Origin of the sequence: Luteipulveratus halotolerans (genome assembly GCF_001247745.1) — a bacterium.
GTDB lineage: Bacteria > Actinomycetota > Actinomycetes > Actinomycetales > Dermatophilaceae > Luteipulveratus > Luteipulveratus halotolerans.
The window spans coordinates 125,683-144,150 of sequence record NZ_LAIR01000002.1 but is presented as its reverse complement, the minus strand read 5'-3'; the positions used below and the strand labels follow the sequence as shown (position 1 = coordinate 144,150).

The 18,468-nt window shown below is 70.6% G+C and carries 18 protein-coding genes, 2 tRNA genes and 1 other RNA gene; 9 read left to right on the top strand and 12 right to left on the bottom strand.

Translation table 11 applies throughout. The features are described from left to right. Window positions 1–150: 150 nt before the first annotated feature. The 6 genes from VV01_RS01110 to VV01_RS01090 all read right to left on the bottom strand — a co-directional run bounded on the left by VV01_RS01110 (window position 151) and on the right by VV01_RS01090 (window position 5,033). Window positions 151–753, bottom strand: a complete 603-nt coding sequence (locus VV01_RS01110) for a DUF5063 domain-containing protein (RefSeq protein WP_050668274.1) — start codon at window positions 751–753, stop codon at window positions 151–153. Next, window positions 746–1,345 carry a recombination mediator RecR gene (gene recR, locus VV01_RS01105; protein ID WP_050671647.1) on the bottom strand — a complete coding sequence of 200 codons (600 nt, stop codon included), beginning with the start codon at window positions 1,343–1,345 and terminating at the stop codon, window positions 746–748. The genes VV01_RS01110 and recR overlap by 8 nt, the downstream gene beginning before the upstream one ends. 51 nt (window positions 1,346–1,396) lie before the next feature. Then, complete coding sequence (locus tag VV01_RS01100; protein WP_050668273.1) at window positions 1,397–2,065, bottom strand: lysophospholipid acyltransferase family protein; 669 nt, start codon at window positions 2,063–2,065, stop codon at window positions 1,397–1,399. Between the two features lie 31 nt (window positions 2,066–2,096). Then, window positions 2,097–4,553, bottom strand: a complete 2,457-nt coding sequence (locus VV01_RS01095; protein ID WP_050668272.1) for a DNA polymerase III subunit gamma and tau — start codon at window positions 4,551–4,553, stop codon at window positions 2,097–2,099. 110 nt (window positions 4,554–4,663) lie between these two features. Then, window positions 4,664–4,760: signal recognition particle sRNA small type (ffs, locus tag VV01_RS22095), an RNA gene on the bottom strand. A 185-nt stretch (window positions 4,761–4,945) separates the two neighbouring features. Then, window positions 4,946–5,033: transfer RNA gene (locus VV01_RS01090), tRNA-Ser, on the bottom strand. 309 nt (window positions 5,034–5,342) lie between these two features. On the opposite strand from VV01_RS01090, the gene VV01_RS01085 reads away from it, so the two are divergent. Continuing rightward, entirely contained in the window at window positions 5,343–6,122 is a 780-nt protein-coding gene (locus tag VV01_RS01085; RefSeq protein ID WP_050668271.1) for a LytR C-terminal domain-containing protein, read from the top strand. Window positions 6,123–6,143: 21 nt separating this feature from the next. On the opposite strand, the gene VV01_RS01080 is transcribed toward VV01_RS01085, so the two are convergent. Further along, entirely contained in the window at window positions 6,144–7,700 is a 1,557-nt protein-coding gene (locus tag VV01_RS01080; RefSeq protein ID WP_050668270.1) for a helicase HerA-like domain-containing protein, read from the bottom strand. Window positions 7,701–7,830: 130 nt separating this feature from the next. On the opposite strand from VV01_RS01080, the gene VV01_RS01075 reads away from it, so the two are divergent. From VV01_RS01075 to VV01_RS01065, 3 genes are read left to right on the top strand one after another with little or no spacing between them, the layout of a single operon-like run. Next, on the top strand, window positions 7,831–8,124 hold the full coding sequence (locus VV01_RS01075) for a type II toxin-antitoxin system VapB family antitoxin (RefSeq protein ID WP_050671646.1): 294 nt from the start codon (window positions 7,831–7,833) through the stop codon (window positions 8,122–8,124). Then, window positions 8,121–8,660: a LytR C-terminal domain-containing protein gene (locus VV01_RS01070; protein ID WP_050668269.1), complete on the top strand. Its 540-nt coding sequence runs from the start codon at window positions 8,121–8,123 to the stop codon at window positions 8,658–8,660. The genes VV01_RS01075 and VV01_RS01070 overlap by 4 nt, the downstream gene beginning before the upstream one ends. A 3-nt stretch (window positions 8,661–8,663) precedes the next feature. Beyond that, the gene (locus VV01_RS01065) at window positions 8,664–9,557 is read left to right on the top strand and encodes an ABC transporter substrate-binding protein (RefSeq protein WP_050668268.1); all 894 of its coding nucleotides are present in this window, start codon (window positions 8,664–8,666) and stop codon (window positions 9,555–9,557) included. 563 nt (window positions 9,558–10,120) lie between these two features. Here VV01_RS01065 and VV01_RS01060 read toward each other — a convergent pair. Further along, window positions 10,121–11,002 carry a crotonase/enoyl-CoA hydratase family protein gene (locus VV01_RS01060; protein WP_050668267.1) on the bottom strand — a complete coding sequence of 294 codons (882 nt, stop codon included), beginning with the start codon at window positions 11,000–11,002 and terminating at the stop codon, window positions 10,121–10,123. A gap of 37 nt (window positions 11,003–11,039) precedes the next feature. Then, on the bottom strand, window positions 11,040–12,056 hold the full coding sequence (locus tag VV01_RS01055; protein WP_050668266.1) for a metallophosphoesterase: 1,017 nt from the start codon (window positions 12,054–12,056) through the stop codon (window positions 11,040–11,042). A gap of 151 nt (window positions 12,057–12,207) precedes the next feature. Between VV01_RS01055 and VV01_RS01050 the strand changes: the two genes are divergently transcribed. The 3 genes from VV01_RS01050 to VV01_RS01040 all read left to right on the top strand — a co-directional run bounded on the left by VV01_RS01050 (window position 12,208) and on the right by VV01_RS01040 (window position 14,498). Further along, a tRNA-Ser gene (locus tag VV01_RS01050) sits at window positions 12,208–12,297 on the top strand. A gap of 176 nt (window positions 12,298–12,473) precedes the next feature. Then, window positions 12,474–13,076 carry a hypothetical protein gene (locus tag VV01_RS01045; protein WP_050668265.1) on the top strand — a complete coding sequence of 201 codons (603 nt, stop codon included), beginning with the start codon at window positions 12,474–12,476 and terminating at the stop codon, window positions 13,074–13,076. A gap of 186 nt (window positions 13,077–13,262) precedes the next feature. Beyond that, entirely contained in the window at window positions 13,263–14,498 is a 1,236-nt protein-coding gene (locus VV01_RS01040) for an FAD-dependent oxidoreductase (protein WP_331456467.1), read from the top strand. Window positions 14,499–14,511: 13 nt separating this feature from the next. Here VV01_RS01040 and VV01_RS01035 read toward each other — a convergent pair whose 3' ends face one another. Beyond that, entirely contained in the window at window positions 14,512–14,997 is a 486-nt protein-coding gene (locus tag VV01_RS01035) for an ATP-dependent zinc protease family protein (RefSeq protein ID WP_050668263.1), read from the bottom strand. 17 nt (window positions 14,998–15,014) lie between these two features. Here VV01_RS01035 and rimK point away from each other — a divergent pair, with 17 nt between their 5' ends. Continuing rightward, window positions 15,015–16,211, top strand: coding sequence for a 30S ribosomal protein S6--L-glutamate ligase (rimK, locus tag VV01_RS01030; protein WP_050668262.1), 1,197 nt, complete (start codon window positions 15,015–15,017; stop codon window positions 16,209–16,211). 133 nt (window positions 16,212–16,344) lie between these two features. Here the strand turns inward: rimK and VV01_RS01025 are convergent, their stop codons facing one another. Then, window positions 16,345–17,154, bottom strand: coding sequence for an alpha/beta fold hydrolase (locus tag VV01_RS01025; RefSeq protein ID WP_050668261.1), 810 nt, complete (start codon window positions 17,152–17,154; stop codon window positions 16,345–16,347). A 156-nt stretch (window positions 17,155–17,310) separates the two neighbouring features. Between VV01_RS01025 and VV01_RS01020 the strand changes: the two genes are divergently transcribed. Continuing rightward, the gene (locus tag VV01_RS01020; protein WP_050668260.1) at window positions 17,311–17,985 is read left to right on the top strand and encodes a GOLPH3/VPS74 family protein; all 675 of its coding nucleotides are present in this window, start codon (window positions 17,311–17,313) and stop codon (window positions 17,983–17,985) included. Here the strand turns inward: VV01_RS01020 and VV01_RS01015 are convergent. Beyond that, a complete protein-coding gene (locus VV01_RS01015; RefSeq protein ID WP_407942880.1) occupies window positions 17,982–18,461 on the bottom strand; it encodes a nucleoside deaminase in 480 nt (159 codons plus the stop codon). The two genes, VV01_RS01020 and VV01_RS01015, sit on opposite strands and share 4 nt — an antisense overlap. Window positions 18,462–18,468: the final 7 nt, after the last annotated feature.

Below are 18,468 nucleotides of genomic sequence, written 5' to 3'. Positions count from 1 at the left end.
GTTTCCTCCGGACGTTTTGAGTCAGACGGAGGGGCTCAGTTTACGGGCCGTTCGGATCGCGAGACCGGCGGCCCATATATCGGGACGAGCCAGACGTTCACACGGCGCGCCGATCGGCGTTCACTCCGTGACCGTACGCCGACCGCGCGCTCACGGGTGGAGCGCGTCGAACTCCGCGTCGGCGACGGTCTCCTCGTCGGCGTCGAGCCGCAGGTGACCGAGGATCGTGAGCAGCACGCGCAGGGCAGCGCTCGCCCGCACGCCCCACTCGGACAGATAGCTGAACTGCCACCACCACATGGCCTCGACAGGGCGGCCGCGGTCGTAGTGGGCCAGGCCGTGCTCGAGCGAGGCCACCACACCGGCCAGGTCGTCGCTGAGCGCACCGCGGCCGAGCTCGACCGACGTGAGCGGGTCGACCACGTCGGCGTAGTCGTCGATGCCCTCGAGCACGTTGGCCAGCGACGTACGCAGGGCGTCGTGGTCGGACTCGGGACCCGGGTCGGGCTCGAAGCGCTCGTCGGGCAGCACGTCCTGGATCGCGCCGAGTCGGGCACCGGTGACCTGCAGCTGGCTGATCACCAGCAGCAGCAACGGGATCGCGGCCTCGGGCGCGACGCCGGAGGCGATCTGGCGGACCGCTCCCGTGAAGTCGCGGACGTCGGTGGCCGTGTCGCGGGCCAGGGTCGCGAGGTCGCTGTGCTCGGGCGGGCCGGGTGCGGCCGGCTCCGGCTGCGGTGTCGTGTCAGGCATCGAGCAGTCTCCGTCCCTCGAACGCGCGGCCCAGGGTGACCTCGTCGGCGTACTCGAGGTCACCGCCGACGGGCAGGCCGGACGCCAGACGCGTGACCTTCAGGCCCATCGACTTCAGCAGGCGGGCGAGGTAGGCCGCAGTGGCCTCGCCCGTGAGGTTGGGGTTGGTCGCGATGATGATCTCGGCGATCTCGCTGCCGGTCAGGCGACGCATCAGCTCGGTGATGCGCAGGTCGTCCGGGCCGACGCCGTCGATCGGGCTGATCGCCCCACCGAGCACGTGGTAGCGGCCACGGAACTCACGGGTGCGTTCGAGGGCGATGACGTCCTTGGGGTCCTCGACGACGCAGATCTGGGTGCTGTCGCGGCGCGGGTCGAGGCAGATCTTGCACTGCTCGCTCTCGGCGACGTTGAAGCACGTCTCGCAGAACCGCACCTTCTCGCGGACGACGGTCAGCACCTCGGTGAGCCGTTGCACGTCCGCAGGGTCGGCCTGCAGCAGGTGGAAGGCGATGCGCTGGGCAGACTTGGGCCCGATGCCGGGCAACCGGCCGAGCTCGTCGATCAGGTCCTGGACCACGCCTTCGTACACCCGGCGAGCGTACTGCCCAGCACGGGCGAGGCCCACCCGGCGGGCGGCTGGTCAGCTCGTCGGCGGGTGCTCGTTGTAGTCGCCCGCGAGCTCCTGGCCGGTCAGCCCGTGGATGGCGTCCATGATCTCGTCGGTGACCTGGCGACGCGCCTTGCCGGCCGGCACGTCGGCGTACCGCTCGGCGAACCTCAGCGGCTCACCGAACCGGATCGTCGCGTGCGCGATGCGGGGCCGGTTGGACCCGATCGGCTGGATGTCGGGCGTGCCCGCCAGGCCCACGGGTACGACGGGTGCTCCGGTCTCGAGCGCGAGGTGCGCCACGCCGGTGCGGCCACGGTAGAGACGGCCGTCGCGCGACCGGGTCCCCTCGGGGTAGATGCCGAACGCCCCACCGCGCTGGAGCACGTCGAGCGCGATCTCGAGCGACTTGGCGGCCGCCCGCTTGTCGTCGCGCTCGACCGGGATCATGCCCATCGACGTCATCCAGACCCGCAGCGCCGCGCCCTTGAGCCCGGTGCCGGTGAAGTAGGAGGCCTTCGCCAGGAAGTGCACCTGCCGCGGCGCGACCATCGGGATCACGATGCTGTCGATGAACGACAGGTGGTTGCTGGCCAGGATCACGCCGCCGGTGCGCGGCACGTGGTGGGCGCCCTCGACCGTCGGGCGGAACACGGCTCGCAGCGCCGGCGCCACGACCATGCGCGACGTGAGATAGAGCATCGAGCCAACCTTAGTGCGGCCGGGCCGACGGCTACTCGCCCTCGGCGATGATGGTGCCGCCGAGCACGCTCTGGATCACGGGTACGCCGACCGCACCGGACTCCTCGATGTCCTCGTCGCTGCGGTCGGCCGCGCTGTCGTCGGCGACCGGGGCCGCGGGCTCGGCGTTCTGGCGCGACGTCGCACGAGCCGCCTGCATCGCCCGCTGGCGCGGCGTGAGCCCATCGCCCCCACCGCCGGCCGAGCCGCCGCCCGCACCGCTGGTTGAGCCGGGCGAGGCGCTAGCCGAGCCCGTGTCGAAACCCGGTGCCGCCTGGGGAGACTCGCCGTCCGCGGTCCCGCTGGTCTCGACACGGCTCGCCCTGGGGGGCTCACCGGCTCGACCGGCGGGAGCGGGGTCGCCTTGGGCCCACGCCGGCGGGGGCGTGCTCGGCGCGCCCCAGCTGTCGGCCGGGCCGGAGTCCCAGCCACCGCGCGGCGTGGCCGCTCCGAGCGCGGTCGCATCTGCGCCGCCGCCGGTGGGACCGTGGCTCGCGTCGCCCTGCCCGGCTGAACGCTGGGAAGCGCCCCCGCCCGAGGGCGGCTGCGGCGCGTCATCGCTGCTCGGACCGTCGGCGGCAGGTGGCCCGGACGGCGGCGGAGCCTGCGGCGGCGGAGCCTGCGGCGGCGGCCCGTCGTGGGGCTGCGCCTCGACCCGGACATCGACGCCCAGCGCGGCGTTGAGCGCCTGCCGGACGATGTCAGGATGCGGGCCGCGACGGAACGTCTCGGCCAGCCCGGCCGTGCTCGTGCCGAGCAGCAGCCGCTGACCGTCGTAGTCGAGCACCTGGGCGTTCTGGGAGACCAGCGCCCACGTCACCCGCTTGATCTGGGCGATGCGGTCGAGGATCGAGGGCCACTCACGACGGATCGCGTCGGTGTCGACTGCGCCGGGCGGACCGGCGACCGGTGCGGGCGCCGCCGACGGGGGCTGAGTCGGTGCAGCGGACTGGGTCGGCGCAGCGGGCTCAGGTGCGCCCGGCTCGACCGCCGGACGCTCCTCGGCCCGCGCGGCCGGGGCCGAAACCCCTTGCTGCTGCTCAGGACTCGCGCTCTGACCGCTCGGCGCAGTCGGCCGGGCCTCATCGCGCCGCTCGTCCTTCGACGGCTGCTCCGAGCGGTCGCCGGCCGCAGGCCGGTCCGTGGATGCCGGGGGCGAGGACGGCGCCGACGCGGCGGCGGGTGCAGAAGCCGCCGGCGCGGGTGCAGGCGCAGGTGCCGTCGGCGCGGGTGCGGTCGGTGCAGCCCCGGCGGCCGGCGTACCGCCACCGAGCTGACCCATGTCGAGGCGTCGCTCGAGGCGGTCCAGGCGCGCGGCGTAGCCCTGCTCGCCGGACGCGGCAGGCAGCAGGATGCGTGCGCAGATCAGCTCGAGCTGCAGGCGGGGCGCAGTGGCCCCGGTCATCTCGGTGAGGCCGGTGTTGGCGATGTCGGCAGCGCGCGACAGCGCACCCGCGCCGAACGCCGCGGACTGCTGGCGCATGCGCTCCAGCTGGTCCTCGGGGACCGCGCGCAGCACCTGACCGGCACCGTCGGGCACGGCCGCGACGATGATCAGGTCGCGCAGCCGCTCCAGCATGTCCTCGATGAACCGGCGAGGGTCGTGGCCGGACTCGATGACCTTGTCGATCTGGCGGAACACGGACGCGGAGTCGCGCGCGGCGAGCGCGTCGACGGTGGCGTCGAGCAGCTCACCGTCGGTGAAGCCGAGCAGTGACGCGGCACCGGCGTACGTCACGCCCTCGTCACCCGAACCCGCGATCAGCTGGTCGAGCACCGACAGCGAGTCACGCACCGAGCCGCCACCCGCGCGCGTGACGAACGACAGCACGCCGGGCTCGACCCGCACACCCTCGGCGTCGCACAGCGTCTGCATGTAGTCGGCGAGCAGGCCCGGCGGCACCAGCCGGAACGGGTAGTGGTGCGTGCGCGAGCGGATCGTGCCGATGACCTTCTCGGGCTCGGTCGTCGCGAACACGAACTTCACGTGCTCGGGCGGCTCCTCGACGATCTTGAGCAGCGCGTTGAAGCCCTGCGGCGTCACCATGTGCGCCTCGTCGATGATGTAGATCTTGAAGCGACTCTGCGCCGGGCCGTACGACGCCCGCTCGCGCAGGTCACGTGCGTCGTCGACACCACCGTGGCTGGCCGCGTCGATCTCGATGACGTCGACGGTGCCGGCGCCACCGCGCGCGAGCGCGACGCACGAGCTGCACTCACCGCACGGCGTGGGCGTCGGACCCTGCTCACAGTTGAGGCAGCGGGCCAGGATGCGCGCGCTCGTGGTCTTGCCGCAGCCGCGCGGGCCGCTGAACAGGTAGGCGTGGTTGACCCGACCCGACCGCAGCGCCTGCATCAGCGGCTCGGTCACGTGCTCCTGGCCGATGACGTCGGCGAACGTCTCGGGCCGGTATCGGCGGTAGAGAGCCGCCTGCGAGGTCTGCGTCACCTGGCCGACCCTAACGGCGACCGCCGTCAGCCGGGACCCGCCGTCCCCACCTGTGCAGACCGGGGGCGTACGACGACCGGACCGGTCGGCGTACGAGCTGCGCCGGGGCATGAAAGGACCCCTCACGCACCCGGAAGAGCTTGCCTACCCTTGCTGCATTCCTGCCCTGGGGGAGTTCGGCGAGGTACCGCCACGTGAGGGGCCGAGGCATCACTCTAGGCCAGCACCGGGGCGACCGCGAAACCGGCGGTCACGCGACCGTCGTCCACCACTGCACGAATCTCGTCTGGTCGGCAGTGCATGCAGTGCCGACCAGACGAGATTCGTCCGATGCCTGCATCCCTGGCACATGAAGAAGCCCCCGGTCGCAGGCTCCCGGGGGCTTCTTCGTGTGGCGGAGGATAGGGGATTCGAACCCCTGAGAGCTTTCACTCAACACGCTTTCCAAGCGTGCGCACTAGGCCACTATGCGAATCCTCCGCCGAGCAGAGTACAGGTCCGACGCCCTGGCACCGAATCGAGGTGATTCGCCCCGAGGTACGCCGACGTGGCGTCTCCCTCCATGAGCACGCGGTCCGTAATGTGGGACCCGGGAGCCCGACTCCGTGTGATAAGCGCCACAGCGCGCGCACCACGGGCGACCATGACAACGCGGAACGCCGCTGAGACGTCATGCAACTGTGACGGCGGGGGTGTCGGCACGACGCACGAAACACGTCACACTATGACCGTCTGGACGCGAGGTTTGGGGTACGAGGAATGGCTGGGGAGTCACGACGAGGCGCTGCGATGGCGCTCGCCGGTGCCGCCGTCGTCTTGAGCCTCGCCGTCGCCGGGTGCGGTGGCGACGCGAAGGGTCAGGAGCCGAAGGCGAGCCCGAGCTGCCCGACGACCGTCCCGAAGCCGACCTCCAAGATCGCGCCGTCGACGATCTACCTCAACATCATCAACGCGAGCGAGCACAACGGCGCGGGCGGCAAGACCGCCAAGCAGCTGGGCTGGCGCGGCTTCCACGTGCTCGACACCAAGTCGCAGAGCCTGATGGACGACCGGCCGACGCCGAAGGCCGCCGAGATCCGCTACGGCAAGGGCGGCCGACAGATCGCGCTGACGCTCGCCACGCAGGTCAAGAACCCCGTGCTCACCGAGGACGACCGCACCAACCCGACCGTCGACCTGGTGATCGGCGAGCAGTTCGGGCTCGTGCCCGTGCCGCCGCCGCCAGCGAGCACGGTGAGCATCAACGTCTACAACACGACCTACCGCGCCGGCCTGTCCGGTGAGGCGGCCGATGCGATGCGGGCCCGGGGCTTCAAGATCCTCAAGAACGACAACGACCCCAAGCGTCGGTTCCTGCCCGACGACGTCGCGCTGATCGTCTCGGGTGAGCGCGGCGAGCCGCAGGCCCGTCGGGTCGCGCTGCAGCTCAAGGGCGCCAAGATCGTGCAGGACGGGCGCCAGGACGTCACGGTCGACGTCGTCCTCGGCAACAAGTACGACCAGCTCGTGCCGGTGGCGCAGGCCACCCCGGCACCGACGCCGACCCCGGCCAAGCCGGCCGGCTGCTGACCGCAGCCGACCGGCCCTCGGTCAGCGGCGGCGGCGCGCCGTCCCGAAGATGCTGCGGGTGATCTCGCGGCCGATGACCGTGCCTGCCGAGCGCAGCGCGGACTTGAACGCACTGGACTTCACGACCTGCTCGACCATGCCGGGCTGCTCCTCGGCGGCCTTCTCGGGCGCCTTCGTCTGGGCGGGCGCCTGGCCCTCGGCGGGCTGCCCACCCTCGGGAGCCGCACCCTGCAGCCGGGCGCTGAGCTTTTCGTACGCCGACTCGCGGTCGACCAGCTCGGCGTACTTGGCCTTCAGCGGCGAGGCGGCGATGACCTCGTCGACCTTCGCCTCGGGCGAGGGCGCCATCAGCGACTCCGGCGCCCGCATGCGGGTCCAGGCGACGGGCGTCGGCGCACCCGACTCGGACAGCACGGTGACCACGGCCTCGCCGGTGCCGATCTGGGTGAGGAGCGACTCCAGCTCGTACCCGCTCTTGGGGAACGTCTGCACGGTCGCCTTGAGCGCCTTGGCGTCCTCGGGCGTGAACGCCCGCAGAGCGTGCTGGACGCGGTTGCCGAGCTGGGCGAGCACGCCGGACGGCACGTCCTTGGGGGTCTGGGTGACGAAGAAGACGCCGACGCCCTTGGAACGGATGAGCCGCACGGTCTGCTCGATCGCGTCGAGGAACGCCTTGGACGCGTCGTCGAAGAGCAGGTGTGCCTCGTCGAAGAAGAACACGAGCTTGGGCTTGTCGATGTCGCCGACCTCGGGCAGGTCGTGGAACAGGTCGGCGAGCAACCACATCAGGAACGTCGAGAACAGCGCGGGCCGGTCCTGGACGGCGGGCAGCTCGAGGCAGGTGACGACGCCCTTGCCGTCGTCGGACACGCGCAGCAGGTCGGCGGTGTCGAACTCGGGCTCACCGAAGAACACGTCGGCGCCCTGGTCGCTGAACGCGATGAGGTTGCGCAGGATGACGCCGGCGGTCGCGGACGACAGACCACCGAGGTTCTTCAGGTCGGCCTTGCCCTCGTCGGAGGTGAGGTGCTGGATGACCGCGCGCAGGTCCTTCAGGTCGAGCAGCGCGAGACCCTGCTGGTCGGCGTAGTGGAACACCAGGCCGAGGCTGGACTCCTGGGTGTCGTTGAGCCCGAGGACCTTCGACAGCAGCGTCGGTCCGAACGAGGTGACGGTCGCCCGGATCGGCACGCCCTTGCCGAGGCCGCCGAGGGACAGGAACTCGGTGCCGTACGCCGTCGCGGCCCACTGCTGCCCGACCTCGCTCGCGCGGCCGGTGACCTTGTCGTTGGCCTCGCCGGGCGAGGCCATGCCGGACAGGTCGCCCTTGATGTCGGCGAGGAAGACCGGCACGCCCTGACCGGTGAGCTGCTCGGCCATCAGCTGCAGCGTCTTGGTCTTGCCCGTACCGGTGGCGCCGGCCACGAGACCGTGACGGTTCATCATGGCGAGCGGGAGGCGTACGGGCACGTCGGCGTGAGCCTGCCCGTCGGTGACGGCCGCACCCAGCTCGAGCGCCCCGCCCTCGAAGGTGTAACCGGCCTTGATGCTGTCGATGATGCTCGTGGAGTCAGTCACGAGGGCGACACTAATGCGCGAGGGCGACGCTCGTCCGTCGCCTGCGTCACGTGGCGCGGACGGTCTGCGAGCGGCGTACGCCGTGGGTCGCTCACCCGACGCCCAGGTGGTCCCACTTAGACTGCCCACCGTGATCTTCAAGGCCGTGGGAGAAGGACGCCCGTACCCCGACCACGGCCTGGAGTCCCCGCGTGACTGGAGTCCGGTCGCTCCGCGCATGGTCCGGCTCGATGAGCTGATCACCACCAAGCGCACGCTCGACCTGACGATCGTGCTGTCGGAGGACTCCACGTTCTACGGCGACCTGTTCGCGCACGTCGTGCAGTGGCGGGGCGACCTCTATCTCGAGGACGGCCTGCACCGCGCGCTGCGTGCGGCGCTGCAGCAGCGCCCGGTCCTGCACGCGAGAGTTCTCGACCTGTGAGCCAGACACCGCACCGCCGCCCGTACGAGACGGGCCTGGCCCGCGCGCGCCGTCGCCGGCACCGCCGGTCGGTCGCCGTCATCACGATCGTCGGCCTGATGGTCGTCGGCGGCTTCGCCTACGCAACGGCGTACTGGCAGCAGTGGCTGCCCGGCCAGGCGTCGGGCACCGAACCGACCTGTGTGGTGACCACGACCGCACCGCCCGACCCGAAGACGACGTTCACGCTCAACATCTACAACGCCGGCGGTGAGCAGGGTCGCGCCAACGACGTCGCGCTCGGCATGAAGAACCGCGGCTTCGACGTGGGCATCGTCGGCAACGACCCCTACAAGAAGAAGCTGTCGGGCGTCGGCGAGCTGCGCTACGGCGCGACCGGTGAGGCCAAGGCCGACCAGCTCGTCCGTGACCTCGCGCCGGGCATCACGATGGTCCAGGACGGCCGCACCGACACCAGCGTCGACCTCGTGCTCGGCCAGGAGTTCCCGACGCTGCCCCAGGTCACCAAGGCACCCGAGCCCGAGAGCGCCTGCTGATCCGTGCGCGTCGTCTCGCTGCTGCCGTCGGCCACCGAGATCCTGCACGCGATCGGCGCGGGCGCCGAGGTCGTCGGCGTGACGTTCGAGTGCGACACTCCCGCTTCGGCCCGTACGACGGCACGCATCGTGTCGACGTCGGCACTGCCCCCTGACCTGTCCCCCGCCGAGATCGACGCGGCCGTCGCGGCCCGGATGCGGGCCGGTGAGGACCTCTACCGCCTGGACGCCGACGCCCTGCTCGGCCTCGACGCCGATGTCGTGGTCACCCAGGACCTGTGCGCCGTGTGCGCGGTCGACGTGTCGGTCGTCAGCGATGCGCTGGACCACCTCGGCTGCTCGGCACAGGTCGTCACCACCGACCCCTCGACGCTGGAGCAGGTCTGGGCCTCGGTCGAGCAGATCGGTCGGGCGACCGGCCATGCTGCTGCGGCGCGCACTCTCGCCGACGAGCTGCGAGCGCGGGTCGACGCCGTACGCCGGTCGGTCGCGTCGGCGGCCCCGGTGCGTTGCGCAGTGCTGGAGTGGCCGGACCCGCCCTTCGCGCCCGGCCACTGGGTGCCGGAGATGGTCGAGGTGGCCGGCGGTCTGAGCGTGCTCGGCGCGACCGGCGAGAAGTCCGTACGCACGACCTGGCAGGCGGTCGCGGCTTCTGAGCCCGACGTGATCGTCGCTGCGCCCTGCGGATACGGCCTCGACGAGTCGGCGCGGCTGACCCGCGAGCTGGTCGCGCAGGGAGACCTGCCGGCCGGCGTACCCGTGTGGGCCGTGGACGCCAACGCGTCGTTCGCCCGCCCTGGGCCGCGGCTGGTCGACGGCGTCGAGGCGCTCGCGGCGATCCTGCACCCGTCGCTCGCGGGTCGGCCGAATCCGTTGATGGCCAAGCAGATTCGCTGACCAAGCCCGGCGAGCCCCGACGATCGCTGGTTGAGCCGGGCGAGCCCCACAGGGCGAGGCCGTGTCGAAACCACGGAGACCGCGGACGACGAGTCTCCCTGCGCGGCACCAAGTTTCGACACGGCCTCGGCTAGCGCCTCGTCCGGCTCAACCAGCGAGTGCGGGTTTCGACACGGCCTCGGCTAGCGCCTCGTCCGGCTCAACCAGCGAGTGCGGGTTTCGACACGGCCTCGGCTAGCGCCTCGTCCGGCTCAACCAGCGAGTGCGGGTTTCGACACGGCCTCGGCTAGCGCCTCGTCCGGCTCAACCAGCGAGTGCGGGTTTCGATGCGTTCGCGCGGCGGCCGAGGTACCTCTCGTCGCGCAGTGTGCACTGGTTCGTGGGGTGAACCACGTACGCACCTGGCTCACCACGCGAACCAGTGCACACTCCCCGACGAACCCCTCACCCAGCGGACACCGCTGGTCGAGGAGGCGAACCCCGACCGCTGGTCGAGTAGGCGAGCCCCACAGGGCGAGCCGTGTCGAGACCTCCGTCACCGCGGCACCGGTCTCAGGCGCCCGTCAGGGCTGCGGGTCGTCCTGCCAGGGGTAGAACGGCGGCATCTGCGCGGCGGTGAACTCCGGCGCCCGCTTCTCGTGGAACGCCCGCACACCCTCCACACCATCGCCGAAGCTGGTGAAGTACATCGCCAGCGAGTCGACCCGATGAGCCTCCAGCGGGTGCGGCTGAGCGCTGTTGCGCCACATCATCTGCCGGGTCAGCGCGACACCGACGGCGGAGTGGCCGTCGACGAACCGGTGCGCGAGCTCGTACGCCGCGGGCAGCAGCTCGTCGGGTGCGTGCACCGATCGCACGAGCCCGCCCGCGAGGACCTCTTCGGCGGTGAGGATGTCGGCGGCGTACGTCCACTCCAGCGCCCGCGAGATGCCGACGAGCCGCGGCAGGAACCAGGACGAGCACGCCTCGGGGACGATGCCGAGGCGGCCGAACACGAAGCCCACCCGGGCCTTCTCGGACGCCAGACGCACATCGGCGGGCAGCGTCATGGTGGCGCCGATGCCGACGGCAGCACCGTTGATCGCGGCGATGACCGGCTTGGTGCACGCGTAGATCGCGAGCGAGACACGGCCGCCGGTGTCACGGACGCGCGCCTTGATCTCAGGGTCGTCGAGCCGCTCGTGCAGGTCCTCCAGCGTGGGGTCGCGGTCGATGCCGAGCCCGAACACGTTGCCCTCGACCGACAGGTCCATGCCTGCGCAGAACGCCCGCCCCGAACCGGTGAGCACGACCGCGCGGGCGTCGTCGTCGCTGTTGACGCGGGTGAACGCGTCGACCAGCTCGTTGGCCATCGTCACGGTGAACGCGTTGAGCTGGTCGGGCCGGTTGAGCGTGATCGTGCAGATGCCGTCGGCGACGGCGTACTCGAGCGTCTCGTAGGTCATGGACCGATGATGCCCGGTACGCCGTCGGCCGCGTGGCTCAGTGCTGGTACGGGATGCGCTCCCAGCTCAGCGGCGTCGGCTCGGATGCGCCGGTCACGGTGAGCTTGAGCCAGTCCTTGTTGTTGTCGGAGCCGTCGACGGTCACGCGGTGGAAGTTGGTGACGCCCTCCGTGAGCCCGTAGAAGCTGAGCCACTTCGACCCCGGCGCGAGCGGGTTGTCCGAGTCGTAGATGTGGCTGTCGCCGTTGAGCAGGTAGACCGGCTTGCCGAAAGCCTTTGTCTGCGAAGCGATCTCGCGCACGAGCGGGTCGAACGAGGAGTTGTTCTCGCGCGGCACGTCGTAGGTCGGGTCGAACATGTCGGCCTGCATCATCAGCACGACCGCGCGGCCGTGCGTGCTCTTGGCACGGTCGAACGCCTGGCGCACCCAGGTGATGGACGCGGCCATCCGCGACGCCTGCTCGGTGGTCTGCTCGGCCGTCGGCGTGGTCTTGCCGATGCCGGTCCAGGGGGCCATGTCGTTGTTGCTGCCGACGACGTGCACGGCCGCGAACTCGACGCCGTTGCGTGAGAACGCCGCGTTCTCGGGTAGGCCGATGCTCGCCTGGGTGTCGACGTGCTGCGGTCGACCGTTGGTCTGATCCGTCTTGCTGAAGAACGTGTCGCGCACGGTCGCCAGCCGGTCGAGCGGGTTGTACGCACCGTTGTTGGCACGGTGGCAGTCGGTCCACTCGTTGTCGCCGGGCGTGTAGACCAGCGGGTCGCTGAAGCGGTCGAACTCGCTCTTCACCCACTGGAAGTAACTGGTGTCGCAGCGCGTCGAGCCATTCTTGATGTCACCGAGGTGCACGTCGAAGCGCACGTCGGGGTCGGCGTTGATCTCATCGATCCAGGCCGGGAACTTCTCGATCTGCTCGGCGCCGTAGGGCACGTCGCCGATGATCGCCATCGTGTAGTCGTGCTGGGAGCCGTTGCCCGCGGCGTACGACGGCGCGGCCAGCGAGACCGCAGTGGCCGCTGCGGCAGCCAGGGCGAGGGGCGTACGAAGACGCATGGGTGGACCTTTCGCAGGTGGTGGGCCGAACGACTCATCGCACTGCCGCCGGGTGAACGCCGGCGGTCTCGTGGGGCGACGCACCGGTGAACTTCGCCGCACCGGGCGGGCCGATTTCGCGTACGGGCGTGGCTCGGGTACCGTCTTCGGCGGTGGCGTGTCCGAGCGGCCTAAGGAGCACGCCTCGAAAGCGTGTGTGGGGGCAACTCCACCGTGGGTTCAAATCCCACCGCCACCGCCATACGAAAAGCCCCCGGGAGCGTGCGACCGGGGGCTTTTCGTATGCGGTGGCGCAGGGATGCAGCGAGGAGCGGCTCGGGAACGCGACGCAGGAGCGGACCCGACCGCGACGGCTCCCACCACCGCAGCGGCACCGGATGCAACCCCGTGCGGACAAGCCGTGGAATTGTCAGTCGTATGGACGACGTCGACGACCCGGGGTGGATGATCCGGCACATCTACACGACCGCAGACTCACGGTTCGATCGATATGTAGGTCGCATGTCAGACCTGCTCGAGCGCGCAGAACATGCCGGATGGGCAGCACAGGTTGAGTCGAGGCCGGTGGGCCTCCCGCACGAGGTTGCGAGCGCACTGCACTCCATACGCCCCGGCGAGCTCGTGGTCTGCGACCTCCACGGGTGGGTCGACGATGAGGACCTGCTCAACGTTGCTGCGACATCTACCCAGGCAGGCGTACACCTACCCTGCGAGCGCACGTGGGCCTCCCCCGCAGCGCTCGTCTTCAGCGGCTGCACGTCGCTTCTCGAACGCCGGAGCGGGAGTTGGGGTCACGTAAGAACGCGCTTCGCAGAGCGCTCTACCGACACGATGGCGTTGATGGCGCATTTCGCCAAGGCAGGCTTTCGAGACGACACGCCTCTGGAAGGTGTGCGAAGAGTCCTGGCCGAGTCGCCCTCAGGCGATGCTCACGCGGCATTCACCGCCCTAGATGTCGCGCTGTATGCGGACCGGAGGGGATGGTTCGCGGACCTCATCGAACCGCCCTTCAGCTCCTGAGCAGCCGCATCGCGTCCGGCGAGGCGATCGTGAGTGCCTCGCCGTGGCGCCACGACCACCACACGGGACAGCACCTTGCGCGGGAGTGCCTGGGCGTGCTCGGGCATGCTTCCGGACCGCAGCTGCAGCGAAAAAGTCGTGACCCGGCCGACATCCGGATGACTCAATGGGCGTGCGACCACGCCGCTGCGAAGGAGACGTACGAGCACGCCCGTCGACCGCCTGTCCGTTGCCGTCGTCGGAGGCAGCATCGCCGGCTGTGCCTGCGCGATGGCCATCAGCCGGGCGGGGCACGACGTGACCGTGCTCGAACGCAGCGACGGCGACCTCACCGACCGCGGCTTCGGCATCGCTCTCCCGACACCGCTGCACGCGACGCTCCTGTCCAAGGGCTACCTGCCGTCTGACGCACCCGCGCTGTCGATCCCGCACCGCCTGTGGCTGACGCGCGAGTCCAGTGGCGACGGGTGGCGCGAGCTGTGGCGGCAGACGCCTCAGCTCATCACGTGCAACTGGGGTCTGCTGTGGAAGTCGTTGCGTACCAACGTTCCTGACGAGTCGTACCTCACCGGGCGTCGTGTCACCGGCCTGCGCCGCGACAGCGATGGGCGCGCCGTGGTGAGTGTCGAGGGAGAGCCCGACACGGCGTACGACCTGGTCATCGGGGCCGACGGTCATCGCTCGGTCGTACGCGGCCTGGTCGAGCCGCACGCCGCCCCCGCGTACGCCGGCTACGTGGCCTTCCGAGGCGTCACACCGTTGCGCAGCATCGAGCACGACCGTGAGCTCACCGAGCTGCTCTCCGACACCGGCCTCACCGTGATGTACGACGGCGGCCACCTGATCGTCTACGCCATTCCCGACGCGCACGGTGGCCGGTTGATCAACTGGGTGATGTACGCCGAGCCGCCCACCGAGACCGAGATCGACCCACTACGAGGGGTTTTCGCGCCCGACACCGCGGTCGACGGACTGCTGGCGTGGAGCCGTGAGCTCGCTGCAGCGCGACTGCCTGCTCGGATCAACCAGATCATCACCGCGACTCCGGCAGACGGCCTGGGCCTCCAGCCGGTGGTCGACCTCACGCTGCGGACGAGCGCCGATGCGCCCTTCCTGCTCGCCGGCGACGCCAACGCCGTCACTCGCCCGCACACCGGCAGCGGAGCGACGAAGGCGCTCCAGGACGCCCTCGGGCTCGAAGAAGCGATGACCACCACGCCCAGCCTCGTCGACGCCCTCAAGGTCTACGACACCGAACGCAACCCGGCCAGCAACGAGATCGTCGAGCTGGGCCGACGGATCGGCCGCGATCAGGCCGAGTACACCCCGGACTGGACGACGATGGACGCGGCGTCGACGGCGGCGTACGTCACGGCGACCTGGTCGGGGCAGACGCACTACCTGCTGCCCGCCGAGGACTGAGACCGGCCGAGGTTCAGCGGCCGGCGTTCTTGTCGCGGACCAGCCTTCGCGGACGACCGCCGACCCACGAGCGGCGCGAGTCGACGACGTAACCGCGCTCCAGGGCCTCACGGCCGACGAGCATCCGGAACCCCATCGCGTCGCGGTCGGCGAGGGTGACCTCGGCGGTGAGGCGCCGGCGTACGAGCACCAGGTCGAGCTGGACGACGATGCGCTCCTGCTCGTGCCCGTTGGAGCTGCGGACGAGCCGGCGGTCGTGCACCGGACGCTCCAGCACGACGGCGTCCTCGTCGCTGTGCTGCCAGGGGTGAACGGAGAAGCGGACCCACTCCCGGCCGTCGCGCGTGAGCTCCTCGACGTCGAACGCGTGGAGGGAGGAGGTGCGTGCGCCGGTGTCGATCTTGGCCTTCATCCAGCGCACATCGGTGCCGGGCAGGCGTACCCACTCACGCCACCCGATGAGGGTGCTTGAATGGGGCGGCTCTGGCACGTGTCCCATCTTTCCAGGTGTCCCCCATGAAGCTCGCCATCCTCTCGCGCGCGCCGCGTGCGTACTCCACACAGCGCCTGCGCAGCGCTGCGCTCGACCGTGGCCACGAGGTCAAGGTCCTCAACACGCTGCGCTTCGCGATCGACCTGTCGGGTGACGAGCCCGACCTGCAGTACCGCGGGCGCCCGCTGTCCGACTACGACGCGATCGTGCCCCGCATCGGCAGCTCGATCACCTACTTCGGCACCGCTGTCGTGCGGCAGTTCGAGCAGATGGACGTCTACACGCCCAACACGGCGCACGGCATCGCCAACGCCCGCGACAAGCTGCGCGCCACGCAGATCCTGTCGCGCCACAACATCGGGATGCCGGCGACGGCGTTCGTACGCAACCGCGCCGACGTGCGCGACGCCATCGAGCGGGTCGGTGGGGCACCGGTCGTCATCAAGCTGCTCGAGGGCACGCAGGGCATCGGCGTCATCCTGGCGCCCGAGGTCAACGTCGCCGAGGCGATCATCGAGACACTCCACAGCACCAACCAGAACGTCCTGATCCAGCGGTTCGTGGCCGAGTCCAAGGGGCGCGACATCCGCGCGCTCGTCGTCGGCGACCGCGTGGTCGCGGCGATGCGTCGGCGGGCCTCGGGCGATGAGTTCCGCTCCAACGTCCACCGGGGCGGTGCGGTCGAGTCCGTCGAGCTGCCGAAGGAGTTCGAGGAGGCTGCGGTGCGCTCTGCGCAGATCATGGGTCTGCGCGTCGCCGGCGTCGACATGCTCGAGAGCGACCAGGGACCGCTGGTGATGGAGGTCAACTCCTCCCCCGGCCTCGAAGGCATCGAGACCGCGACCAAGCTCGACGTCGCCGGCGCGATCATCGACCACATCTCCAACCAGGTGGCCTTCCCCGAGATCGACGTACGCCAACGCCTTACTGTCTCAACGGGTTACGGCGTCGCCGAGCTCGTCGTGCGCGGCAGCGCCGACCTGGTCGGCATGACCTTGCGCGAGTCAGGCCTCGAAGAGCGCGACATCACGGTGCTCACCATGCACCGGGGTACGAGCGTGATCCCCAACCCGAGCCGCGGCCTTGTCCTGGAGCCCGAGGACCGGCTGCTGTGCTTCGGCCGCCTCGAGGAGATGCGCTCGATGGTGCCCGAGCGTCGCCGCCGACGCGCCAAGGTCCGCAAGCTGCCCAAGCAGCCGATCAGCGACCCGACGACCTGAGTCGGCCTCCCCGCTGACAGCCGAGACGACCCGCTCTCTGCGAGACGACCCGCGGATCGGCGGGTCGTCTCGCAAAGAGTGGGTCGTCTCAGGTGCTGGGCGGGCAGGGAGAGATGACCGACCGGCGTACGAGTCAGGAAGCCAGCGTCGCCGTCGTGGCAGCCGGCACTGCGGCCAGCTGCTCGCGGATGACCTGCTCGATCGCGTCGGGGTCGTCCTCCATCGGCACGTGACCGACGCCGGGGACGACCACGTGCCGCGCCTTCGGCAGCGCCGCCTGCGCGATCTTGGCCTGGTAGGGCAGCAGGATCCGGTCCTGGCCCGCCCACGCGACGGTGGTCGGGACGACGGTCTCGCCGCTCCAGCGGACCGTGGGCGCCTGCTTCAGGATCGGGAAGAACGCCTTGCGGCGGCGCAGGCTCAGCGCGTCACCGAGCGCGCGCTCACCGTCGAGACGCTCGGGGTGGGTGTAGAGCGACCACAGCGTCGCCTTGCGCAGCAGCGGCTTGTCGGAGAACAGCCGCAGCACGGGCGTCGGCGTCATCGCCATCGCCTTGAGCGCGGTCAGCGAGGTCGCCGCCCACACGCGGCCGCGCACGTCCCAGAACGCCGCCGGTGACAGGGCCGTCACCGAACGCACGCTGCCCCGCTTACCGAGCTCGAGCGCCAGCAGGCCGCCGAGCGAGTTGCCGACCACGTGCGGGCGGTCGACGCCGAGCTCGACGAACAGCTCCTCGATCTCGTCGACCGTGGGCTCGAGCTGGTGCTTGTTCTCGGGCTCGGCCGGTGACCGACCGTGACCGGGCAGGTCGATGGCGATGACGTCGTACGACGCCGCGAGACGGTCGAAGACCTGACCCCACGCCTCGCGCCGGTGCCCGATGCCGTGGATCAGGACGACGGGCTCGCCCGTCCCCTTGCGGGTGTAGTCGATCGTGCTCATCGGAAGTCCTTCCGGTTGCCAACGGCGAGGTCAATCATTCGCGCTGAAGTATGGCGCAGGTCACGTCGGCGTGCTCATCCTCGGGACGGATCTCCTGCGCGGATGTACGACCTTCGGCCGATGCGCGCGGCAGGACGGAGTCCTACCGTCGTCCACATGCTGATCGCCGAGGACCTCCTGCTGCAGCTCACCGCCGCCGACGGCCGACTCATTGCCGCCGGCAACAAGATCGACCTCGGACTCGCCGGGGCCCTGCTCAGCGAGCTCGCCCTGCTCGAGAAGGTCACCGTGGACGACCGCGGCCGCCTGCTCGTACGAGACGCGCGCCCGGTCGGCAACCCGCACCTGGACGCTGCACTCGCCCACTTCGTCGCCAAGCAGGGCAAGAAGCCCAAGGACGCGCTGGGCAAGGTCGCCAAGGGGCTGCGCGGTCGGTTGTACGACGGTCTCGCCGTCGAGGGAGCCGTGCGGGCCGAGCGCTCGACCTTCCTCGGGATCTTCCCTCGGACGACGTGGCCGGTGCTCGACCGGCACGCTCAGGAGGCGACGCGTGACGCGCTCCTGCGTGAGCTGCTCGGCTCGGCGCCGGTCGAACCGCGTGGCGCCACCCTCATCTCGCTGGTCCACGCCATCGACGCCGTGCCGGCCGTGTTCCCTGACGCCGGCGGCCTGCCGAAGCGAGACCTGAAGAAGCGGGCCAAGGCGGTCGCCGACGGCAGCTGGGCCGGAGCCGCCGTCGGCAAGGCGATCGCCCAGACGCAGGCCGCCGTCAACGCGGCCATCACGGCAGCGATCGTCTCCAGCGCTGCGGGCGGTGCGGTGAGCAGCTAGCGCCGCGCCCGGAAGAACGCCGTCAGCAGGTCGGCGCACTCCTGCTCACGGATGCCGCCGACGACCTCGATCCAGTGCGGCGCCCGCTGCTCGCGAGCGACGTCCCAGACGCTGCCGCACGCGCCGGCCTTGGGGTCCCAGGCGCCGAGCACGATCCGTCGGACGCGCGCCTGGAGCGCTGCGCCCGCGCACATCGGGCATGGCTCGAGCGTGACCACGAGCGTGCAGTCGTCGAGCCGCCAGCCTCCGCGCGCCTCGGCCGCCGCACGCAGCGCCACCACCTCGGCGTGAGCGAGCGGGTCGCCGTCGGCCGTACGCCGGTTGCGCCCGTCGCCGACGACCTGCCCGTCACCGTCGACCACCACCGCGCCGACAGGGACGTCACCATCGGCCGCGGCCTCGCGGGCGAGCGCGAGAGGTCGACCCAGCCACGCGGCGTACGACGCATGGACGGCAGGCGGGCGCAGCTCGGTCACAGCTAGA

Excerpts from the sequence above, each read along its gene's own strand:
- rimK (WP_050668262.1), top strand. The coding sequence starts at position 15,015 with ATGAAGCTCGCCATCCTCTCGCGCGCGCCGCGTGCGTACTCCACACAG.
- VV01_RS01035 (WP_050668263.1), bottom strand. The coding sequence starts at position 14,997 with ATGGGACACGTGCCAGAGCCGCCCCATTCAAGCACCCTCATCGGGTGG.
- VV01_RS01110 (WP_050668274.1), bottom strand. The coding sequence starts at position 753 with ATGCCTGACACGACACCGCAGCCGGAGCCGGCCGCACCCGGCCCGCCC.
- VV01_RS01020 (WP_050668260.1), top strand. The coding sequence starts at position 17,311 with ATGCTGATCGCCGAGGACCTCCTGCTGCAGCTCACCGCCGCCGACGGC.
- VV01_RS01045 (WP_050668265.1), top strand. The coding sequence starts at position 12,474 with ATGGACGACGTCGACGACCCGGGGTGGATGATCCGGCACATCTACACG.
- VV01_RS01100 (WP_050668273.1), bottom strand. The coding sequence starts at position 2,065 with ATGCTCTATCTCACGTCGCGCATGGTCGTGGCGCCGGCGCTGCGAGCC.
- VV01_RS01060 (WP_050668267.1), bottom strand. The coding sequence starts at position 11,002 with ATGACCTACGAGACGCTCGAGTACGCCGTCGCCGACGGCATCTGCACG.
- VV01_RS01085 (WP_050668271.1), top strand. The coding sequence starts at position 5,343 with ATGGCGCTCGCCGGTGCCGCCGTCGTCTTGAGCCTCGCCGTCGCCGGG.
- VV01_RS01025 (WP_050668261.1), bottom strand. The coding sequence starts at position 17,154 with ATGAGCACGATCGACTACACCCGCAAGGGGACGGGCGAGCCCGTCGTC.
- VV01_RS01055 (WP_050668266.1), bottom strand. The coding sequence starts at position 12,056 with ATGCGTCTTCGTACGCCCCTCGCCCTGGCTGCCGCAGCGGCCACTGCG.